This is a genomic window from Citrobacter sp. RHBSTW-00986 (assembly GCF_013783065.1).
Classification (GTDB): Bacteria; Pseudomonadota; Gammaproteobacteria; order Enterobacterales; family Enterobacteriaceae; genus Citrobacter; species Citrobacter braakii.
In genome coordinates, this window is the sequence record NZ_CP056200.1 from 2833880 (window position 1) to 2854091 (window position 20212).

Annotated in this window: 17 protein-coding genes; 6 read left to right on the top strand and 11 right to left on the bottom strand. The window is 51.3% G+C overall.

Going from position 1 to position 20212, the window contains the following annotated elements; all coding sequences use genetic code 11:
• Positions 1–104 precede the first annotated feature (104 nt).
• Genes HV345_RS13925 through HV345_RS13945 form a run of 5 tightly spaced genes read right to left on the bottom strand, consistent with a single transcriptional unit; the run spans position 105 to position 4829 of the window.
• A complete protein-coding gene (locus HV345_RS13925; RefSeq protein WP_181635700.1) occupies positions 105–695 on the bottom strand; it encodes an ATP-binding cassette domain-containing protein in 591 nt (196 codons plus the stop codon).
• Positions 679–1473, bottom strand: coding sequence for an ATP-binding cassette domain-containing protein (locus HV345_RS13930; protein WP_131352107.1), 795 nt, complete (start codon positions 1471–1473; stop codon positions 679–681). Before HV345_RS13930 ends, HV345_RS13925 begins: the two co-directional genes overlap by 17 nt.
• On the bottom strand, positions 1467–2279 hold the full coding sequence (locus HV345_RS13935; RefSeq protein WP_019076597.1) for an ABC transporter permease: 813 nt from the start codon (positions 2277–2279) through the stop codon (positions 1467–1469). Before HV345_RS13935 ends, HV345_RS13930 begins: the two co-directional genes overlap by 7 nt.
• Positions 2269–3243, bottom strand: coding sequence for an ABC transporter permease (locus HV345_RS13940; protein ID WP_016156289.1), 975 nt, complete (start codon positions 3241–3243; stop codon positions 2269–2271). Before HV345_RS13940 ends, HV345_RS13935 begins: the two co-directional genes overlap by 11 nt.
• Complete coding sequence (locus tag HV345_RS13945; RefSeq protein ID WP_016152787.1) at positions 3243–4829, bottom strand: ABC transporter substrate-binding protein; 1587 nt, start codon at positions 4827–4829, stop codon at positions 3243–3245. Before HV345_RS13945 ends, HV345_RS13940 begins: the two co-directional genes overlap by 1 nt.
• A 432-nt stretch (positions 4830–5261) precedes the next feature.
• Between HV345_RS13945 and HV345_RS13950 the strand changes: the two genes are divergently transcribed.
• Entirely contained in the window at positions 5262–7349 is a 2088-nt protein-coding gene (locus tag HV345_RS13950) for a TonB-dependent receptor (protein WP_181635701.1), read from the top strand.
• Between the two features lie 284 nt (positions 7350–7633).
• Here the strand turns inward: HV345_RS13950 and htpX are convergent, their stop codons facing one another.
• The 4 genes from htpX to HV345_RS13970 form a co-directional block, all read right to left on the bottom strand.
• The gene (gene htpX, locus HV345_RS13955) at positions 7634–8515 is read right to left on the bottom strand and encodes a protease HtpX (RefSeq protein ID WP_181635702.1); all 882 of its coding nucleotides are present in this window, start codon (positions 8513–8515) and stop codon (positions 7634–7636) included.
• A 192-nt stretch (positions 8516–8707) separates the two neighbouring features.
• Positions 8708–10756 carry a carboxy terminal-processing peptidase gene (gene prc / locus HV345_RS13960; RefSeq protein WP_181635703.1) on the bottom strand — a complete coding sequence of 683 codons (2049 nt, stop codon included), beginning with the start codon at positions 10754–10756 and terminating at the stop codon, positions 8708–8710.
• A 19-nt stretch (positions 10757–10775) separates the two neighbouring features.
• Complete coding sequence (proQ, locus tag HV345_RS13965; protein WP_003833781.1) at positions 10776–11462, bottom strand: RNA chaperone ProQ; 687 nt, start codon at positions 11460–11462, stop codon at positions 10776–10778.
• Positions 11463–11558: 96 nt separating this feature from the next.
• Complete coding sequence (locus HV345_RS13970) at positions 11559–12056, bottom strand: GAF domain-containing protein (RefSeq protein WP_016152783.1); 498 nt, start codon at positions 12054–12056, stop codon at positions 11559–11561.
• Between the two features lie 128 nt (positions 12057–12184).
• Between HV345_RS13970 and yebS the strand changes: the two genes are divergently transcribed.
• The 5 genes from yebS to HV345_RS13995 all read left to right on the top strand — a co-directional run bounded on the left by yebS (position 12185) and on the right by HV345_RS13995 (position 18206).
• Positions 12185–13468: a membrane integrity lipid transport subunit YebS gene (yebS, locus tag HV345_RS13975; protein WP_016152782.1), complete on the top strand. Its 1284-nt coding sequence runs from the start codon at positions 12185–12187 to the stop codon at positions 13466–13468.
• Positions 13437–16070, top strand: a complete 2634-nt coding sequence (locus tag HV345_RS13980) for a PqiB family protein (protein WP_019076590.1) — start codon at positions 13437–13439, stop codon at positions 16068–16070. The genes yebS and HV345_RS13980 overlap by 32 nt, the downstream gene beginning before the upstream one ends.
• A 116-nt stretch (positions 16071–16186) precedes the next feature.
• A complete protein-coding gene (gene rsmF, locus HV345_RS13985) occupies positions 16187–17575 on the top strand; it encodes a 16S rRNA (cytosine(1407)-C(5))-methyltransferase RsmF (protein ID WP_053389829.1) in 1389 nt (462 codons plus the stop codon).
• A gap of 100 nt (positions 17576–17675) precedes the next feature.
• Positions 17676–17912, top strand: coding sequence for a YebV family protein (locus HV345_RS13990; protein ID WP_029139506.1), 237 nt, complete (start codon positions 17676–17678; stop codon positions 17910–17912).
• 102 nt (positions 17913–18014) lie between these two features.
• Entirely contained in the window at positions 18015–18206 is a 192-nt protein-coding gene (locus HV345_RS13995; RefSeq protein ID WP_016152779.1) for a YebW family protein, read from the top strand.
• On the opposite strand, the gene pphA is transcribed toward HV345_RS13995, so the two are convergent.
• Positions 18207–18848 (bottom strand): protein-serine/threonine phosphatase, encoded by a 642-nt coding sequence (pphA, locus tag HV345_RS14000; protein ID WP_047358581.1) that lies wholly within the window; start codon positions 18846–18848, stop codon positions 18207–18209.
• A gap of 77 nt (positions 18849–18925) precedes the next feature.
• Positions 18926–20206 carry a hypothetical protein gene (locus HV345_RS14005; RefSeq protein WP_181598325.1) on the bottom strand — a complete coding sequence of 427 codons (1281 nt, stop codon included), beginning with the start codon at positions 20204–20206 and terminating at the stop codon, positions 18926–18928.
• Positions 20207–20212 lie beyond the last annotated feature (6 nt).

Here is a 20212-nt window from a genome sequence, read left to right on the forward strand (position 1 = left end):
TGTTAAAACGAATAGCCAAAATTTCACCCTCAAATCGTTTGCGAGTGAATTGTTATAATATAACGTAACAATTTAATCAATAGACATTACTGCACGTTATTGCCTCACGCTTCAATGAGTTTTCTGGAGCAGATCTGATCAAGCAGAGCCTGCTGATGGCTGATAATGAGCATACCTAATGGCCGACGCTGGCACTCTTCAAGCAGCAATACCCAGATATCTTTTTGAATGGAAGGATCGAGCTGGGCGGTAATTTCATCGGCAATAAGAAAACATGTCCGCGGATCCAGCGCGCGAAGTAAAGCAATTCGCGCCAGTTCACCGCCAGAAAGCTGTCCGGGACGGCGGGTTAACCACTCAGGGTTGATGTGAAGACGGGTAAGCAGTTCAGCATCAGGTCGCCAGGCATCATAAACCGCATCGCCGGTGCTGCGCCGGGGGTTAAAGGTTAATTCCGGATGCTGTGGCACCAGTTGCACCGGGCAATACTGGTGCATTGGCAGCGGTTGGCCATCAACCAGAATGTCACCCGAGGTCGGTTTTTGCCAGCCCGCCAGTACGCGCCCCAACGTTGTTTTGCCGGTTCCGCTGGGTGCGCAAACCCCAATGCGTTCTCCGGGGCGCAGAGAGAAGGTCAGATTTTGCCATAGCACCTTTCCTCCCTGACAAATCGTCACTTCACGACAGCACAGCATCGCGCTCTCCAAAAAGTTGATTTCTTTCAGGCAGGGCCCGCCATTGGCGTTGCAGATGCTCGCTGATCTCTCCGCGTAACAGCTGTTCCCGGCTGACGTTATCCGACACCCTTCCCTGGTGCAGCGCGACAATGCGGTCCGCGTGGCGAGCGGCCAGCGTGAGGTCGTGCGTTACCCATAAAACGCCAGCCCCTTGCTCACATTGCTCACGTAGCTGTTCAAGCAGTTGATTAGCCAGCGGTGCATCAAGCCAGGCGGTAATTTCATCAGCCAGAATATAGCGAGCCTGGCTCAGCGACGCGTGACAGGCCAGAACACGTTTCGCCATCCCCCCCGAAAGCTGGCGTGGGAAGGCATCTAATACGCGACTTTCTAGTTGGCTACGCTGGAGCAATCGTTCAATTTTTCCGGCATTCCAGGCCTGGCCGGAGAGCTGACTTGCCCTGCGCAGATGCTTTTCAATCGAGAGCAGCGGGTTAAGCGCCTGAACACCTTGCGGGACATAGCTGAAAGTATTACCACGACATTTGCGAATATCATCACTTTCCAGCGTTTTCCCCTCCAGGGTGATGGAGCCGTTGAAACGCAAATTGTCCGGTAAGAGATCAAGCAGACATTGCAGCAACAGGCTTTTACCTTCCCCACTTCCCCCAACTAACGCCACCATCTGACCTGGCGCTACGTCGAAAGAGATATCCTGCAACAGCGAAGACCAGTTTCTCGCGCCATACCAGCGATAACGCGCCACGTCCAGCGAGACCTGTCTTAAACTCAACATGCGTCACCTCGTAACCATAAACGATGCACTGCCCTTGCGAGCTGATCGAATAACATAACCAGACTGAATAGCATCAGCCCGGGAAACAGCACTAACCACCAGTCGCCATGACTGATAAACCTCAGCGCATCAGCCAGCAACAGGCCCAGCGATGGTTCATGCGGCGCCAGCCCAAAACCGAGGAAGCTCAACGCCGCGCTGTGCAACACCGCGTGGGGAAACATCAGCAAGGTTCCCGTTAACCACTGGGGTAACAATGCCGGGAGATAGTGATGCCGCCAGCAGTAAAAATGTCCGTGTCCCAGACGCCAGGTTAACGTCAGATAGTCACTGTGGGCCACGCGCTGCGCTTCGGCACGCAGGATTAGCGCCAGCCGCGGCCAGTGGGTCAACGCAACCGCCATAATCACCCCATTTTTTCCGCCGCCCAGCGTGAAACAGATCAATATGAGCAACAGCAAATGCGGCATTGACAGCATGGCATCGGTAATCAGACGCATTAGTACATCCAGACGCGGATGTATACGTGAAACCGCCGCCATCATTAATGCGATGAAGCCGCTGCACAACGCCGCGCCAATACCAATTTGCAGACTGGTTAACGCGCCCTGAAAGCAACGAATCCACAGATCGCGACCGAGGTTATCGGTGCCAAACCAATACAGCGCATCAGGCGGTAAATGACGGGCAAGCAGATTAACGCTCAATGGGTTATCCAGCGTCGCTGCGCCATACACCGCAATGCCTAGCAGGCAGCTAAAAGAGAGCAGAAGACGAATCAGCGTCGGCGTCGGATTATAGAGCATCAGGTCGCTCCAGAGCACGGTTCAACACATGGACAAGCCAGGTAGACAGCGAGTTGCCAATGAACACTAACACGGTACTGAACAACACAATTCCCATCAGTAACGGCAGATCGCCGCGTAATCCGGCATCAATAGTGGCCTGTCCCAGTCCCGGATAAGCAAAAACTTTTTCCGCTAGCAGTGCGCCGCCCAGCAGTTCTCCCAGCGAGGCGAACTGCAGGCACAGCGCGGGCGTGATAGCGTGGCGCAGAACCTGATGACGCAACAGCGACCAGCCTTTATCTCCCTGAGAACGCGCAAAACGGACAAAATCGCTTTTCATCACGCTGGCGATACTTTCCCGCGTATGAAGTGTAATTTGGCCAAGTCCCAATAAACTTAGCGCGCAAACGGGCAGCACTAAATGGCGCAGACGCTCAGCCAGCGTGGCCATATCACCACTGTTGCCCGGCTCCCACGCGCAGCAGACCGGAAATACCGGCCAGCGCACGGCAAATAACGCCAGCAGCAGCATGCCAATCCAGAAGGTCGGCAACGACGAAAGCAGATAGCTGAGTCGACAGATTGCTTTATCCGGCCAGCGATTCAGATAACGACCCGCGACAAACCCCATTGCCGTTCCCAGTATGCCGGAGAGCAGCCACGCGCCGCCAAGCAAGGCAAACGAAGTCGCAAAGCGCTCCTTGATTACGCTGGCAACCGGTGCATTAAACAACATTGAGTAGCCGAGATCGCCCTGCAATACACGTATAAACCAGTGACCAAAACGCTCCCATAACGGCTGGTCTAATCCCCAGCGAGCAGCGATACGCGCATATTGTTCCGGCGGCACGTGCAGGAGATCGTTGCCGATATAGGCGCGAATCGGATCGACAGGAGAAAAGCTGAGCAGCATAAAAGTGCCAGCCGCAACCAGCACTAATAACACTATCAGCCGTAGAAAATGGCCTACAACAGACTTCATCAACGGCAGGTCCAGGTCCATTCATCCAGATTATTGAGCAGGGACCAGCTACCGTGGATCTCCGGCGCGCCTTTGCCTAAGTCAATACACGGATTTGCCAGATAAGTGTGCTGAATGTTCAGCAGCCATGCCCAGGCAGCATCGCCCTGCACCCCAGCCCCTTGCTTGCCATCCCACTCCACCTGTTGCCAGAAAGGCAACGCTTTTTGCCAGTCCGGAGCATCAATGGCCTGTTTAAGATGTTGTTCAACGACGGGATTGCTGTAATAGCCTGGATTGTAGTATTCCACGCCCGCGGCCTGATTGCTGTAGTGATGGAAAAGCTCCATCGGATCCAGGCTTCCCCAGCCAAACAGCGTCGGATTCGCATGCATATGCCGCTCAACGGTTTCCCAGCTTCCGGATTGCAGCGAGACCTGAATACCCACGGGCTCCAGCATCGCACGTACGGCCTCGGCTAAATCCCGGCGCGTACTGTCACCGCTGGCGTACCACAGAGTCAGGCGAGCCTCTTTACCGTCTTTCACACGTACGCCATCTTTCCCCACCTTCCAGCCGGCTTCTTCCAGAATCATCCGTGCTTTTTCGCTGTCGCCATCTTTGAACGCAACTGACTGTCCCTGCCATGGCAGGCCCTGAACCGCGCTATACGCCGGAATCGCATGACCTTCCATGACCTGATCGGCAAGTTGTTTACGATCGATGGCGTAGTTGATGGCGCGTCTGATGGCGATATCAGCCGTAATATCGTTACCGATCGGATAACCATTGGCGTCTTTTTTACCCGCTGGAACCATCGGGAACACAATGCCACGATTTTCCACGCTGTCGCGTACCCAAAGCTTCAAATTCTGCTGTTGAGGCGCAACCGCCATCGAAGGCGCGATACGCACGAGTCCCAGTTGACCACTGCGCGCTGCGGCATAAGCGTTATCTTCATCAAGGAAGACAAACACCAGCTTACTGAAATCATTTTTCTTACCGGCATACCAGGGGTTCGCCTCCACGATCAGCTGTTGCCCCGGCTGAAAACTCACCAACCGATAAGGGCCCGCGCCAATCGGATTTTTGGCGAATGTTTTTTCGTCATACCGTTTTTCCGGAACAATACCCAAAGAGCCCAGCACGTTCACAAAGGTGCTCTGCGGGCTGCGCAGCGTAATTTCTACCGTGCGGTTATCTTTTAGGCTGGCATGAGTAAAGTTACCCATGTCGATTTTGCCGCCGCTCTTTGCGGCTTTATTATAGGTGAACACCACATCTTCAGCGGTTAGCGGGGAACCATCGGAGAATTTAAGGTCGGGTTTTAACGTCAACGTCCAGGTTTTGCCGTCAGCGCTGGTTTCAACTTTTTCCGTCAGCAGGTTACCCCAGCTCATATCTGCGTTTTGTTTTAATAATGGTGCATGCAAAAGCAAATAGCTGCCATGACTCCAGCCCAGCATCGGGTCAAATCCTTCCGTTGGCTCAGGTCCAATTGCCAGCTTCAACGTCTGCCCCTCGCTCACATTTTGCGCGGCGAGAAGTGGTGAGGTTAATGCGAGAGTCAATGCGCACGTAAGCAGTGCCAGCTTGCCTTTAATCATTATGTTATCCAGATTTGCGTTATTTTTATGCCGCTCAACGATTCAATGCCGTTAAACGGTCTCCTGGGGAAGGGATTATGGCGGACTGAAATGACGAAAAAAATGATGCGGCGCAGAAAAGTATGACGATTTTCTGAAATTATCATACTTTTTTCTGATACTCCTAATTGAGTACCCTCCGAATCACAGAAAATAGATTAAATGTTAGCCATTCAATTAATGGCAAATTAATTACAACCTAATGATTACAAATACTAATTATTGGTCATTTCCGCTATTTACTTAGCTAAAACTAATGACAATTTATGTATATTTATTCAAGAAAAACAGCAGAAGTGATAAGTTATGTAAACATATAATGATAATTATTTTTATTATCATTCCCATCAATTATCTTACTTCCTTTGAATTTTTAACAAAGGAAGTTTGACTATGCGCTTAAAACCTGTTGCTTCTGTTGTTCTGTCCTGTCTAGGATTTTCCAGCCCCCTGGCCTTCGCTGAAGATGTTATGGTGGTAACCGCTTCTGGTTACGAAAAGAAAATCACCAACGCTGCCGCCAGCGTCTCCGTTATTTCACAGCAAGAGTTACAAACCAATAAATATAATGATTTAGGTGAAGCCCTGCGTTCTGTTGAAGGGGTGGATGTTGAAAGCAGCACCGGTAAAACCGGTGGCCTGGAGATCAGCATTCGTGGCATGCCCGCCAGTTATACTCTGATCCTGATTGACGGTATTCGTCAAAACGGCAGCAGCGATGTGACGCCAAACGGCTTCTCAGCTATGAATACCAGCTTTATGCCTCCACTGGCGGCAATCGATCATATTGAGGTGATCCGCGGCCCGATGTCGACGCTTTATGGCTCCGACGCAATCGGTGGCGTGGTGAATATCATCACCAAAAAAAGCACCGATAAATGGAGCACCTCCATCAATACCGGCGTTAACCTGCAAGAGAGTAATAAATGGGGTAACAGCACGGTCGCCAACTTCTGGTCTAGCGGCCCGTTAATCGCTGGCGTCCTGGATATGCAGGTTCGGGGTAGCACCACCCAACGTCAGGGTTCCAGCGTTACCTCCCTGAGCGATACCTCCTCCACACGCGTACCTTATCCTACCGAGTCAGAAAACTATAATATCGGCACGCGACTCGACTGGAAGACGAATGAAAGCAATACGCTATGGTTAGATCTCGACTCCGCCAGACAGCGCTATGATAACGATGACGGTCAGTTGGGTAACCTGACGGGGGGTTACGATAAAACGCTGCGCTATGAGCGTAACAAAGTCACCCTCGGCCACGATACCGCCTTAACGTTCGGCACATGGAAATCCTCCCTCGGCTGGAATGAAACTGAGAACAAAGGACGACAACTGGTCTCCTCCGCACTCACGCCAGAGAACGCAGGCCGGGCCGGTGGCGCACGTGAACTGAAGAACTCCAACGTCATTCTGGACTCAGTACTGCTGACGCCATTAGGTGATTCGCACCTCTTAACCCTCGGCGGGGAATATTGGGATGCGCGGATGAAAGACGGTGTGGTGCTGGCCAATACCGGCGAAACGTTCCATCAAAAAACGTGGGCAGCCTATGTAGAAGATGAATGGCATATTCTCGACTCGTTGGCCTTAACCGCAGGGACACGCTACGAGCATAACGATGTCTTTGGCGGTCATCTCAGCCCACGCGCGTATATAGTTTGGGACGTATCCGACGAATGGACGCTCAAAGGCGGCGTGACGACAGGTTATAAAGCGCCATCACTGAGCCAGTTACATAACGGGATCAGCGGCGTAACCGCGCAAGGAACCGTGAATACGGTCGGTAATCCGGACCTAAAACCTGAGGAAAGTATCAGCTACGAAACCGGGCTGTATTACGAGAACGACACCGGACTGAACGCCAACATTACCGGCTTCTATACAGAATACAAAAATAAAATTGTCTCGTATTCTATCGATGATAATACCAACAGCTATACCAACAGCGGCAAGGCAAGGACCGATGGCGTTGAATTTGCCAGCACCTTCCCTCTGTGGTCGGATGTGCTGACTTTATCCCTCAACTACACCTACACCCAGAGCAAGCAAAAAGATGGTGACAATAAAGGCGCACCGTTAAGCTACACGCCAAAACATATGGCTAACGCTCGCCTGAACTGGCAGGCAACGGAAGATATGAATGCCTGGCTGAGCGCACGTTATCGCGGTAAAGCCCCACGCTTTACCGAAAATTACAACAACCTCAGCGCAGTACAAAAGGCCGTCTATGACGATAAAGGCGCTGATTTAAAAGCCTGGACCGTTCTCGACATGGGGATGTCTTATAAGCTGACCAAAGATCTGACGCTGAATACGGCGGTCAATAACGTGCTGGATAAAGACTTTAGCGAGGTTAAGCTTTACCAGGTGGGCCGTAATAGCACCTACGCAGGAGATTACTACCAGACTGCACAATCCACTACCGGATACGTAAACCCGGGCCGTAACTATTGGGTATCATTAAACTACCAGTTCTGATTTAGTTTTTTCCTACCAGACGGGCTGTCAATGATAGCCCGTCTACCACTGGGTTTCATCAAATGCCTGGCACTGTTTTTTTTGGCAGCCAGCGGGGCTCTAATGTTTTTACCAGAGATAAAGCGACAAGGAATATTTTCGTTCCCGGCAGAGAAAAATGACGGAATGAGAGGTAAAGCTGAACTGGGACAGAATAGTCTGGGCGAGGCTTTAATCGATAGCTTTAAATAGCCATTATGTTTTATGAGTCACGGAGCAACGAGTGCCCCGTGACAGTCATTAACTTACCTCAAATACTCTCCGCTGCGCAGCGCTTCAATACGTTTATCCAACGGCGGGTGAGTCATAAACAGCTCACTCAACGACTTGGATTTACCGTTGATGCAGAACGCCATCATGCTGGTCGCTTCCTGCGGCTCATAGCTGGTTTTCAGACGCTGCAGCGCGGCGATCATTTTCTCACGCCCCACCAGTTTTGCTGAACCGGCATCCGCATGGAATTCACGATGACGTGAGAACCACATGGTAATAATGCTCGCCAGAATACCAAACACCAGTTCCAGCACCGTCGCCACTGCGAAGTAGATCAATGGGTTGCCGTTACTGCCCTCACCCTCATCGCGGTTTCCGCCCATAAAGCCAGCGGCAATTTGCGCCAGAATACGTGAGATAAAGATAACGAAGGTGTTCACCACACCCTGAATGAGCGTCATGGTAACCATATCGCCATTGGCAATGTGGCTGATTTCATGCGCGATAACGGCTTCGGCTTCGTCCGGGCTCATGTTTTGCAACAGGCCTGTACTCACAGCCACCAGCGAAGCATCCCGGCGCGCACCGGTGGCAAACGCGTTAATATCTGGCGCATGGTAGATTGCAACCTGCGGCATAGCGATCCCAGCCTGGCGAGCCTGATTCGCTACCGTATTCATCAGCCAGCGTTCTCTTTCATTGCGAGGCTGTTCGATCACTTCCCCACCAACGGATTTTAACGCCATCCATTTGGACATCAGCAGCGAAATGAAGGAACCACCAAAACCAAACAGCAGTGCCATGATCAACAAGCCTTGAACGCTGCTTGACTGAATCCCTGTCAGGCTCAATACCAGCCCGAAAACGACCATCACAGCCAGGTTCGTCAGCAGGAAGAGCGCGATTCGCATCATAATTTTCTTTTAACCTCAATTTAACAAAACGCACTATGCGATTACCCATATCGTATGGGTCTTATGGCTATTTTCAAGCATCCATAGGTGCTAAGTCACCAGAAAGACACAACTTTACATTTTATCGTATCACACTGACGTCTTCATGCGTTTGTTAAAAAAACAGGCACAATTTCTTGTGCCTGTTGGAGGTTATTTACTGGTTGCGGGCTGTTCCGCTGGCTTTTCTTTTTCAAGATGCGCCAGGTCAAGCGCTATTTTTACCGTTTCATCCAGGTAGGGATCTGGTTCCTGGTAATCCTTCGGTAAATCGTCCAGTTTTTTCAGCGGCGGCTTACCTTCTCGCTTAAACCGATCGTTGATACGCGCCAGACGCATTGCGTCATCTTCGTTATTCTCTTTCTCACGCTGAGCGTAATTGAGAGAAGCGATGTTGCGTTTATCCTTCATCGCATTGAAACGCGCAATATCCTTCATGATGTACTGGAACTCAGGATCGTTGGCAATACGTGCATTGTGCTCTTTTAACAATTCAGGTCCGAACGGCGTCAGATTCTCTGATTTGGTGTAGGTCGCAGCATCAATGCTATCCCACGGCAGCGCGTTATCTTCAAACTTCTCACCGGTTTCCGTTTCTTCATTACCTGTCGGCATGATGATGTCCGGCGTAACGCCCTTACGCTGCGTACTGCCACCGTTTACACGGTAGAATTTCTGGATCGTATACTGAACAGAACCCAGCGCCGGCCATTCCGGACGCAGCATCTGATCATAAATACGGTTCAGAGAGCGATACTGCTGTACAGTGCCTTTCCCGAAAGTCGGTTCACCAACGATCAGCGCACGACCATAATCCTGCATTGCCGCAGCAAAAATCTCTGATGCCGAAGCACTGAAGCGATCGACTAACACTACCAGCGGGCCTTTGTAGTACACAACGCCGTCGGTATCGCTGTCTTCACGCACTTTACCGTTATTGTCACGAACCTGAACCACCGGGCCGGAAGGAATGAACAGACCGGAGAGCGAAACGGCTTCGGTCAGCGCGCCGCCACCGTTAGTGCGCAGATCGATAATGATGCTGCTGACGTTCTGTTTTTCCAGCTTCTGCAACTGAACTTTGACATCATCCGTCAGGCCAACATAGAAGCCAGGGATATCCAGTACGCCGACTTTTTCTTTGCCAACGGTTTTCACGGACATTTTCACGGCGCGGTCTTCGAGACGAATACGTTCACGCGTTAACGTGACGGTACGCGTCTTAGTACCTTTACCGGCAGGCAGGATTTCAAGGCGAACTTTGCTGCCTTTGGGTCCTTTGATCAGCGCAACAACGTCATCCAGACGCCAGCCAATCACGTCGACCATTCCCTTACCGGTCTGACCCACGCCGACAATACGGTCGCCAACGCTTATTGCTTTGCTCTTGGCTGCCGGGCCGCCCGCCACCATGGAGTTAATGACGGTGTAGTCATCATCCATTTGCAAAACCGCGCCAATACCTTCCAGAGACAGGCTCATTTCAGTATTGAACTGTTCGGTATTGCGTGGAGAGAGATAATTAGTATGCGGATCGATCTCACGGGCGAAAGCCGTCATCGCCAGAGAGAACACATCTTCGCTGTTGGTCTGCGCCAGACGACGAATCGCAAACTTGTAGCGACGCGTCAGCGTTTCACGAATTTCCGCATCGGTTTTGCCGGTCAGCTTCAGGCTGAGTTCGTCAAATTTAACCTTGCCGTCCCACAGCGCGTTAAGCTCTGCTTCGCTCTTCGGCCATGGCGCTTTGCTCCGGTCGAGGTTAAAGGTGTCGGTACCGGTGAAATCCATTGGACGTGCCAGTACGCTTAAAGCGTACTGATAACGTTCAAATCGGCGTTTTTGCGCCAGATTATAGAGATCGTAAAAGACATCCAGCTTGCCGGTACGCAGTTCATCGCCAAGGACCGTTTTCTTTTTTGCATACTGTTCGATATCGCTCGCCAACAGCACGTTGTGGCTGTAGTCGAGCAGATTCAAATAGCGCTCAAAAATTTTTGCCGAAAACGCCTGATCCAGATCGAACTGGCGATAGTGCGAACGCGTAAAACGCGATGTCACACGTTCACTTACCGTCGCATGCTGGGTTTCTTCCTTTAAAACGGGGATTTGATCGGCACGCGTGATATCTTCCACAGCAAGTGCCTGGCCTGCTAATGCAAGCAGACCAGCTAACGCAGTAAGCCTAAAAAAAGTGTTCATGCCAGGCCTGGCCTCCGTTTCAGAACACCAGGTGTTCTGCGCGTACAATCAAAGACATACCCGAATTCAGCTGTACACGGACGCCATCTTTGGTGATTTCTAATACGGTGGCATCCATCGCATTATTACCTGCTTTCACCTTCAGAGACTGCCCTACCGTCAGTACTGAAATATCAGATACCGGGGTATGCTGTTCTTCACGAGGAGCACGCGGTGCTTTTGCTGCTGGTTTCTCAGCGCGAGGTTTACGCTCAGCGCCTTCTTTACGACGCGGTGCAGGACGCGGCTTACGCTCGCGACGCGGTGCGTCTTCTTTTTCACCGGCAGCAGCGGCTGCTTCGCGTTTTTTCGCCTGTTGCTCTGCACGTTGCGCCTGAACGCGGGCTTTAGCTTCTTCCAGCTGTTTGCGAGCATGTTCAACGTGCTGCTCATCCAGCTCACCACAAGGGTTGCCGTCGAGATCAACACGCGTTGCGCCCAATTTAACGCCATACAGATAGCGCCAGCTTGAAGTATAGAGACGTAAGGCAGAGCGGAGCTGCGTCTTGCTGAGGTTCATTTCGCCCTCAACACGCTCTACCAGATCCTGAAAAATGCCAATTTTCAGTGGGCGCGCTTCGCCTTCCGCACTAAAACACTGCGGGAAGCGTTCGGCCAGAAACGCGATGACTTCTTTACTGCTATTCAACTTAGGTTGATTTTCCATGAAATTTCCTGATTACAACGGACGTAGCCAACAAGCGCAGGCATGAACAGGCGACATTATAATGACGTCATCAGTAATTGCTACGTTATCCGTTGATTATCCTGCGACGCGCGCAAAGAATTTTTTGTAATCCGTCGTTGCAAGCACGGTTTCAAGCTGTGCCACCAGCGTTCGCAGCCCCTGTTCATCCTCGTCAGTAAAGCGGCCAAACGCCGTGCTATCGATATCCAGCACGCCGATTATCTGATTTTCGACGGTGATTGGCAGGACGATTTCAGCGTTGCTGGCGGCATCACATGCGATGTGTCCGTCAAAAGCATGAACGTCCTCAATGCGCTGAACCTGGTTCTGCGCTACTGCGGTCCCACACACCCCGCGTCCTACCGGGATCCGCACGCAGGCGATTTTTCCCTGGAAAGGCCCCAACACCAGCGTATCGTTTTCGAGCAGATAAAAACCGGCCCAGTTCACTTCTGCAAGACGTTCGTACAACAACGCGCTGGTATTTGCCAGCGTTGCCAGAAAACTGGTTTCACCTGCCATTAATGCCTGAAAGTCACGGTTCAGATCCGTGTATAGCTCTGTTTTGTTCATTATGTAATCACTTAGTTGTCTTACTTAAAGCTGCAGCCTACTAAAATAAACATTAAATGCGTTAATGCTCAAGATCATTCCCGTCATGAGTTAAGATAACATTACTTCAACAATTTGATTCGCGATACATGGCCTTAACGACACCACGCATCACGCCGACTAAAAAAATAGCCATCAGGTCCATTGGTGATGCCCTCCCTCGTGCGCATTACCATCGTTGCCCTGAATGTGACCTGATCTTTAGCTTGCCTAAAATGCGTTCGCATCAAAGTGCATTTTGCCCACGCTGTCAGGCAAAAATTCGTGACGGACGCGACTGGTCATTAACACGACTGGCGGCTATGGCTTTCACCATGCTGCTGCTGATGCCCTTTGCCTGGGGAGAACCGCTCCTGCACATCTATTTATTAGGTGTGCGCATTGACGCCAATGTGCTGCAAGGCATCTGGCAAATGACCCGACAAGGCGACCCACTCACCGCATCCTTCGTACTCTTTTGCGTTGCCGGTGCGCCCATCATTCTCGTGACCTCAATCGCTTATCTGTGGTTTGGCAATATTCTTGGGATGAACCTGCGCCCAGTGCTGCTGATGCTGGAAAGGCTCAAAGAGTGGGTGATGCTTGATATCTACCTGGTGGGCATTGGCGTCGCATCAATCAAAGTTCAGGACTATGCTTTTTTGCAACCCGGTGTAGGTCTGTTTGCTTTTATTGCGCTGGTGATCCTCAGTGTTTTGACGCTGTCGCACCTTAACGTTGAGCAGCTTTGGGACCGTTTCTACCCGCAAAGACCAGCCCGTCGGCCCGATGAAAAACTTCGCGTCTGCCTCGGCTGCCACTTTACAGGTTATCCGGACGCCCGAGGTCGCTGCCCTCGCTGTCATATCCCGTTACGCTGGCGCAGGAATCAAAGTATCCAAAAGTGTTGGGCTGCTCTGCTGGCCTCGATCGTCCTGCTTTTGCCTGCTAATCTGCTGCCCATCTCGGTAATTTATGTCAATGGCGGCCGCCAGGAAGACACGATCCTGTCAGGCATAATGTCCCTGGCGAACAGCAACGTCGGCGTGGCGGCGATTGTTTTTATCGCCAGTATTCTGGTGCCATTCACCAAAGTGATTGTGATGTTTACGTTGCTCATCAGCATCCATTTTAGATGTGAGCAAGGATTGCGTACCCGCATCAAACTGCTGCGTATGGTGACCTGGATTGGTCGCTGGTCAATGCTGGATCTCTTTGTTATCGCTTTAACCATGTCGCTGATTAATCGCGATCAGATACTTGCTTTTACTATGGGGCCAGCTGCGTTTTATTTCGGCGCAGCGGTAATATTGACTATTCTTGCTGTGGAATGGCTGGACAGCCGCTTACTTTGGGATGCACATGAGTCAGGAAACGCCCGCTTCGCAGACTGAAGCGCAGATTAAAACTAAACGCCGTATCTCTCCGTTCTGGCTGCTGCCTTTCATCGCGCTGATGATTGCAGGATGGCTTATCTGGGGAAGCTATGAAGATCGCGGCAATACCGTAACCATTGACTTTATGTCTGCTGACGGCATTGTACCGGGCCGTACTCCCGTTCGCTATCAGGGCGTTGAAGTGGGCACCGTGCAGGATATCAACCTCAGCGAAGATCTACGCAAAATTGAAGTGCGCGTCAGCATCAAATCGACCATGAAAGATGCTCTGCGCAAAGATACCCAGTTCTGGTTAGTCACGCCGAAAGCGTCGCTGGCGGGGGTTTCTGGTCTGGATGCGTTAGTTGGCGGCAACTATATCGGCATGATGCCCGGAACCGGCGAGCCGGAAGATCATTTCGTCGCCCTCGATACGCAGCCAAAATATCGTCTGGATAATGGCGATTTGATGCTGCACCTGCGCGCCCCTGACCTCGGGTCGCTCAATAGCGGTTCACTGGTTTATTTCCGCAAGATTCCGGTGGGCCGGGTGTATGACTACACCATCAACCCAAATCATCAGGGCGTAACCATCGACGTGCTGATCGAACGTCGCTTTACCAACCTGGTGAAAAAAGGCAGCCGTTTCTGGAACGTGTCCGGTGTGAATGCGGATGTCAGCCTCAGCGGAGCGAAAATCAAGCTGGAGAGTCTGGCGGCGCTGGTCAATGGCGCCATTGCTTTTGATTCGCCCGAAGACTCTAAACCCGCGGTGGCCGATGACACGTTTGGTTTGTATCAGGATCTCGCGCACAGCCAGCGGGGAGTGATCGTCAAGCTTGATTTACCCAGCGGCGATGGACTCAAGGCCGGCTCAACGTCGCTGATGTATCAAGGATTAGAAGTCGGGCAACTGACCAAACTGGATTTAAATCCGGGCGGTAAAGTGACCGGCGAAATGACGGTCGATCCCAGCGTCGTAACGCTGCTGCGCGACAATACGCGGATTGAATTACACAGCCCTAAATTATCGTTAAACGATGCCAATATCAGTTCGCTACTGACGGGCAAAACTTTCGAGCTGGTACCTGGCGAGGGCGAGCCGCGTAACCAGTTTGCGGTTATTCCTGCTGAGAAGTCGTTGTTACACGATCCGGGCGTCATGACGCTTACGCTGACCGCGCCGGAGAGTTACGGTATTGATGCCGGTCAGCCACTGATTCTTCACGGCGTACAGGTCGGTCAGGTGATTGATCGCACGCTCTCTGGCAAAGGTGTCTCATTCACCGTTGCCATCGAACCACAGCATCGCGCCCTGGTGCAAGGTGACAGTAAGTTTGTGGTCAACAGCCGCGTTGACGTCAAGGTCGGGCTTGATGGCGTGGAATTCCTTGGCGCCAGCGCCAGCGAATGGCTCAGCGGCGGCATTCGTATTTTGCCCGGTACCAAGGGTGAAATGAAAAAAAGCTACCCGCTGTATGCCAACCTGGAAAAAGCGATTGAAAACAGCCTGAGCGATCTGCCAACTACCACGCTCAGCCTAAGCGCCGAAACGCTGCCTGATGTGCAGGCCGGTTCGGTGGTGTTATACCGCAAATTCGAGGTCGGTGAAGTGATTAGCGTTCGCCCACGCGCCGATGCGTTTGATATCGATCTGCATATCAAACCGGAATATCGCAACCTGCTGACCAGCAACAGCGTATTCTGGGCCGAAGGCGGGGCAAAGGTTCAGCTTAACGGTAGCGGATTGACCGTACAGGCATCTCCCCTGTCGCGAGCGCTCAAAGGGGCGATTAGCTTCGATAACCTAAGCGGCGCCAGCGCCAGCCAACGCAAAGGCGACAAGCGTATTCTGTATGCTTCCGAAACTGCCGCGCGTGCGGTGGGCGGCCAGATAACCCTGCACGCGTTCGATGCCGGTAAACTCGCGGCCGGCATGCCAATTCGCTACCTGGGGATCGATATCGGCCAGATCCAGACGCTTGAGCTAATCACCGCCCGTAACGAAGTTCAGGCAAAAGCAGTTTTGTATCCGGAATACGTGCAGACTTTTGCCCGTAGCGGTACCCGCTTCTCCGTGATCACTCCGCAAATCTCAGCGGCAGGCGTCGAGCATCTGGATACGATCTTACAGCCGTATATTAACGTTGAACCAGGACGCGGTAACCCGCGCCGTGATTTTGAACTGCAGGAAGCCACCATTACCGACTCTCGTTACCTCGATGGTCTGAGTATTGTGGTAGAAGCGCCGGAAGCAGGTTCGCTGAATATCGGTACGCCAGTCCTGTTCAGAGGCATTGAAGTGGGGACCGTCACCGGGCTGACGCTGGGCTCGCTTTCTGACCGCGTGATGGTGGCGATGCGCATTAGCCAGCGTTATCAGCATCTGGTGCGGAACAACTCCGTGTTCTGGCTGGCATCCGGATACAATCTCGACTTTGGTTTGACCGGCGGCGTCGTGAAGACCGGTACTTTCAATCAGTTCATTCGCGGCGGAATCGCCTTCGCTACGCCACCGGGTACGCCGCTGGCCCCGAAAGCGCAGGCAGGTAAACACTTCCTGCTGCTCGAAAGCGAACCAAAAGAGTGGCGTGAATGGGGAACCGCCCTGCCACGTTAATCTCTCCCCTTGCTCCGGCGTACATACTCGCGCCGGAGCACTTATGCTACACTGCGCACCTGTTTTTTTGCCGGTGGTACCAAGTGGCTTATTTTCCCGACGCCTTTCTAAACCAAATGCGTGAAGCAATGCCTTCCACGCTCTCATTTGATGATTTTCTCGCTGCCTGCCAGCGTCCGCTTCGTCGCAGCATCCGCGTCAATACGCTGAAAATCTCCGTTGCCGACTTCCTCACTCTGACAGCACCTTACAACTGGTCGCTCACTCCGATACCCTGGTGCGCTGAAGGTTTCTGGATCGAACGCGATGATGAAAAGTCAGTACCGCTCGGCAGTACCGCGGAACATTTAAGCGGCCTGTTTTATATTCAGGAAGCCAGCTCAATGCTGCCGGTCGCCGCGCTGTTTGCCGATGGTAACACTCCAGATCGCGTGATGGATGTCGCGGCAGCCCCCGGCTCCAAAACCACGCAAATTGCCGCAAAAATGAAAAATCAGGGCGCGATTCTGGCAAATGAGTTTTCCGCCAGTCGCGTCAAAGTCCTGCATGCCAATATCAGCCGATGCGGGATAGCCAATGTCGCGCTAACCCATTTTGACGGGCGGGTATTTGGCGCAGCGTTGCCAGAAGCCTTCGATGCCATTTTGCTGGACGCGCCGTGTTCCGGTGAAGGCGTGGTGCGTAAAGATCCCGATGCGCTAAAAAACTGGTCGCCAGAAAGTAATCTGGAAATTGCCGCAACCCAGCGCGAACTTCTCGACAGCGCCTTTCATGCCTTGCGTCCCGGCGGCACGTTGGTTTACTCGACCTGCACGCTGAACCGTGACGAAAATGAAGACATTATGCAGTGGTTGATTGAGACCTACCCGGACGCCGTCGAGTTTTTACCACTGGGCGATTTATTCCCGCAGGCTGAACGCGCCCTGACCCCGGAAGGATTCCTGCATGTGTTCCCGCAGATCTACGATTGTGAAGGTTTTTTCGTCGCGCGTCTGCGCAAAACCACCGCGATCCCTGCACTACCGACGCCAAAATACAAAGTCGGTAACTTCCCGTTCAGCCCGCTTAAAGGACGTGAATCCGCGCTTGTCACTCAGGCCGCTAACGCCTGTGGATTGCAGTGGGAAGACACTCTGCGCCTGTGGCAGCGTGATAAAGAGATTTGGCTATTCCCAACCGAGATTGAACCCCTGATCGGCAAAGTCCGCTTTTCCCGACTCGGCATCAAACTCGCTGAAACGCACAATAAAGGGTACCGCTGGCAGCATGAAGCCGTCATTGCTCTCGCCAGCACAAATCACAGCCATGCGTTTGAACTGACCCTTGCCGAAGCCGAAGAGTGGTACCGCGGACGGGATGTCTACCCGCAGACCGCACCGACCACCGACGATGTGCTGGTTACGTTCCAGCATCAGCCGATTGGCCTGGCGAAACGTATTGGATCGCGATTAAAGAATAGCTACCCGCGCGATCTTGTCCGGGATGGCAAACTCTTTACAGGATAACGCACGTTTTTACTGGCGCTTTTGCTAACGTTGACTACGCTGAAAAATGGACGGCCTAACTGGTCGTACCACAACCAGCAAATAAACGGAGAGCACGATGATGAAAACCAGTGTGCGCATTGGCGCTTTTGAAATCGACGACGCCGAGTTACATGGCGAATCGCCAGGGGACCGAACGTTAACCATTCCATGTAAATCCGATCCGGATTTATGCATGCAACTTGATGCCTGGGATGCCGACACCAGCGTCCCGGCCCTTCTTAACGGAGAACATTCAGTTCTATTTCGCGAGCACTACGATCGTAAGTCAGATGCCTGGATCATGCGCCTTGCCTGATTCAAAAAGAACCCGTCGCCAGACGGGTTATTTCTTGGTTAATTTCCCTCATCTATCAACATCTTCTACACTACAGGTATGGCTTTACCATTTGAGGATGGAATGTTCACGCTGGTTCTTTTTGTGTGCTACCTGGGTGGCGGTTGTGAAGATATCGTTGTTGATGTCTACAAAACTGAGCAGCAGTGCCTGATATCGATGGACGATCAGCGTATTCGTAACGGCGGATGTTTACCCGCGGATGACTACATAGACAGCTTCTGGCGTCCGGCCCAGGAATACAGCGATTTTTGATTATTGCAGTTGCACCAGCGTCAACTCGCCACCAAACACCGCACCGGTATCAATATAGTGCAGATTCTCGTGGTCCAGTCGCTGACGCAGAGGCGTATGGCCAAACCAAAAGTGATCCGCGCCGCGAATGCCGTTGCCTTTATTCATCAGCCTTGTGCGATCCCACAGTACCCGCTGTAAATCGACCTCTTTTTGCCACTGATAATTATCATCAGGGTAATCTGCGTGAGCAATAACGTGTATGCCGTTCTGGCAACGCAGCTCCAGAATCCAGGGTAATTGCCGACACGTTTCAAGAGCGGTTGTCGCCGCTGGCTGCTCCGCCTGCGCAAACCACGAACCGCCATTCATAAACCACAGGAATTGCTCCCCGGTTGCCAGCGCGTCCAGCCCCATCTGTTCATGATTCCCTCTGACCGCGATAATCCAGCGTTTACGCAGTAGTTTCAGGCAACGCAAACTGTCAGGTCCGCGGTCGATAACATCCCCCACTGAAACCAGCAGGTCCTGCCACGGATCAAAATGACACAGGCGCAATTTCGCCATCAATAATGAGAAGCAACCGTGGATATCCCCGACCACCCAAACATGTCGCCAGCGCGTCGCTTCCACTCTTTGATAAGCATTGTCAGGTAGTCCCATTTGACCTCCTGTACACAAATATTGCCCTGTTCTAAATTAAACCATAGCAGTAAAAAACAGAGCGACCGAATCATACATCACGGTCCTACGCTATCCGCGCGTCGACGAGGTACTAACGCAACAGCTTCCAGTTCTGCTTCCAGTTCAGCTACTATAGATTGCAGGTCATAAGTGGGTGCATTACGCGCACGAGCTCTTTCTTCTCTTTTCTGTTTACAACACAATTCCTGATAGAAATCATTAACCGCAGGGATATCCCCGGTAATTTTTATCACATCATGTTCATGATAAAACAGCAACGGCGGCCCACCTTTGGTATCAAATGCAACGGCCTTAAGCGGCGTGAGCTCCATCGCCTCAATAAAACCTTTGTCACAAGTCAATATTCCAGGGAAAAAATATCGCTCATCATTTCCTGTATTGAAGGTAAGTGCTTGCTCTAAATATCGACAATGAGTCAGATCCCAGGCCATACCATGTAATGCCGACCACATGTTTTTCGACTTTTTATGTATTTTGTTAAAAAACCTAAATTCTGTCCCTCGTATAAAAAACTCACTCGCTAGAATTAACTCTCTTGTTGCCAAAAAGCATACTTTGGTGTGAGCAAAACTTAATAGTTCGATCAATTTATTTTTGAGCGATCTGGCAGGCGATTTGATTTGGATGATACTCATCATAAGAACATAAGCGTAAATACTATCGTGCCTGTCTCTTAAGGCACGCCTGAACTCAGAGTCTTTGTTTTTGGTGAGCAGTGAGCTAAAATGTCTGTCGGTATTAAGAAAAAGCTCACCTTGCGATATTTTTGAGGTCAATACTCCGCTGGTTCCTGAATTAACGAGATCAACATCTTTTATAAATTCGTAACCCATCAACTTATCGAATATTTTATGGTGATTCTCTTTCTCATCCAGATTTTTAAGGTTCTCCAGCTCATATAACACAGAGTCTACCTGCGTATTCTGATGAGAAATAAATTTAAATATTTCTTCGATGTCATCATCCAGACCAGAAACTTTACCATTGATATATGGTCTGAGATAACTTAATGCCTGGCTATCAAGAGATATTGAGTAATCTATTTTAAATATGGAGTGCCCTTTATCACTGAACATTTCCTCTATGGTTTGAGGATCCATAACGAAAACATTTTCATCATTGAATAAAGAGCGTATAGACGCCCCATGCTTGAATTTCTTGTTAGTTTGAAACCCCGGATATGGCCCTTTAGGCGATGAAAAGACAAATTTATACTCTGGGATTAATAGATAGAAACTGGTGTATAGTTTTAATGCTGCAGAGAGATCTTCAGCATTACCAATCTCCATCACGAGTCTTTCTTTTAACTTTTCCATTTCTTA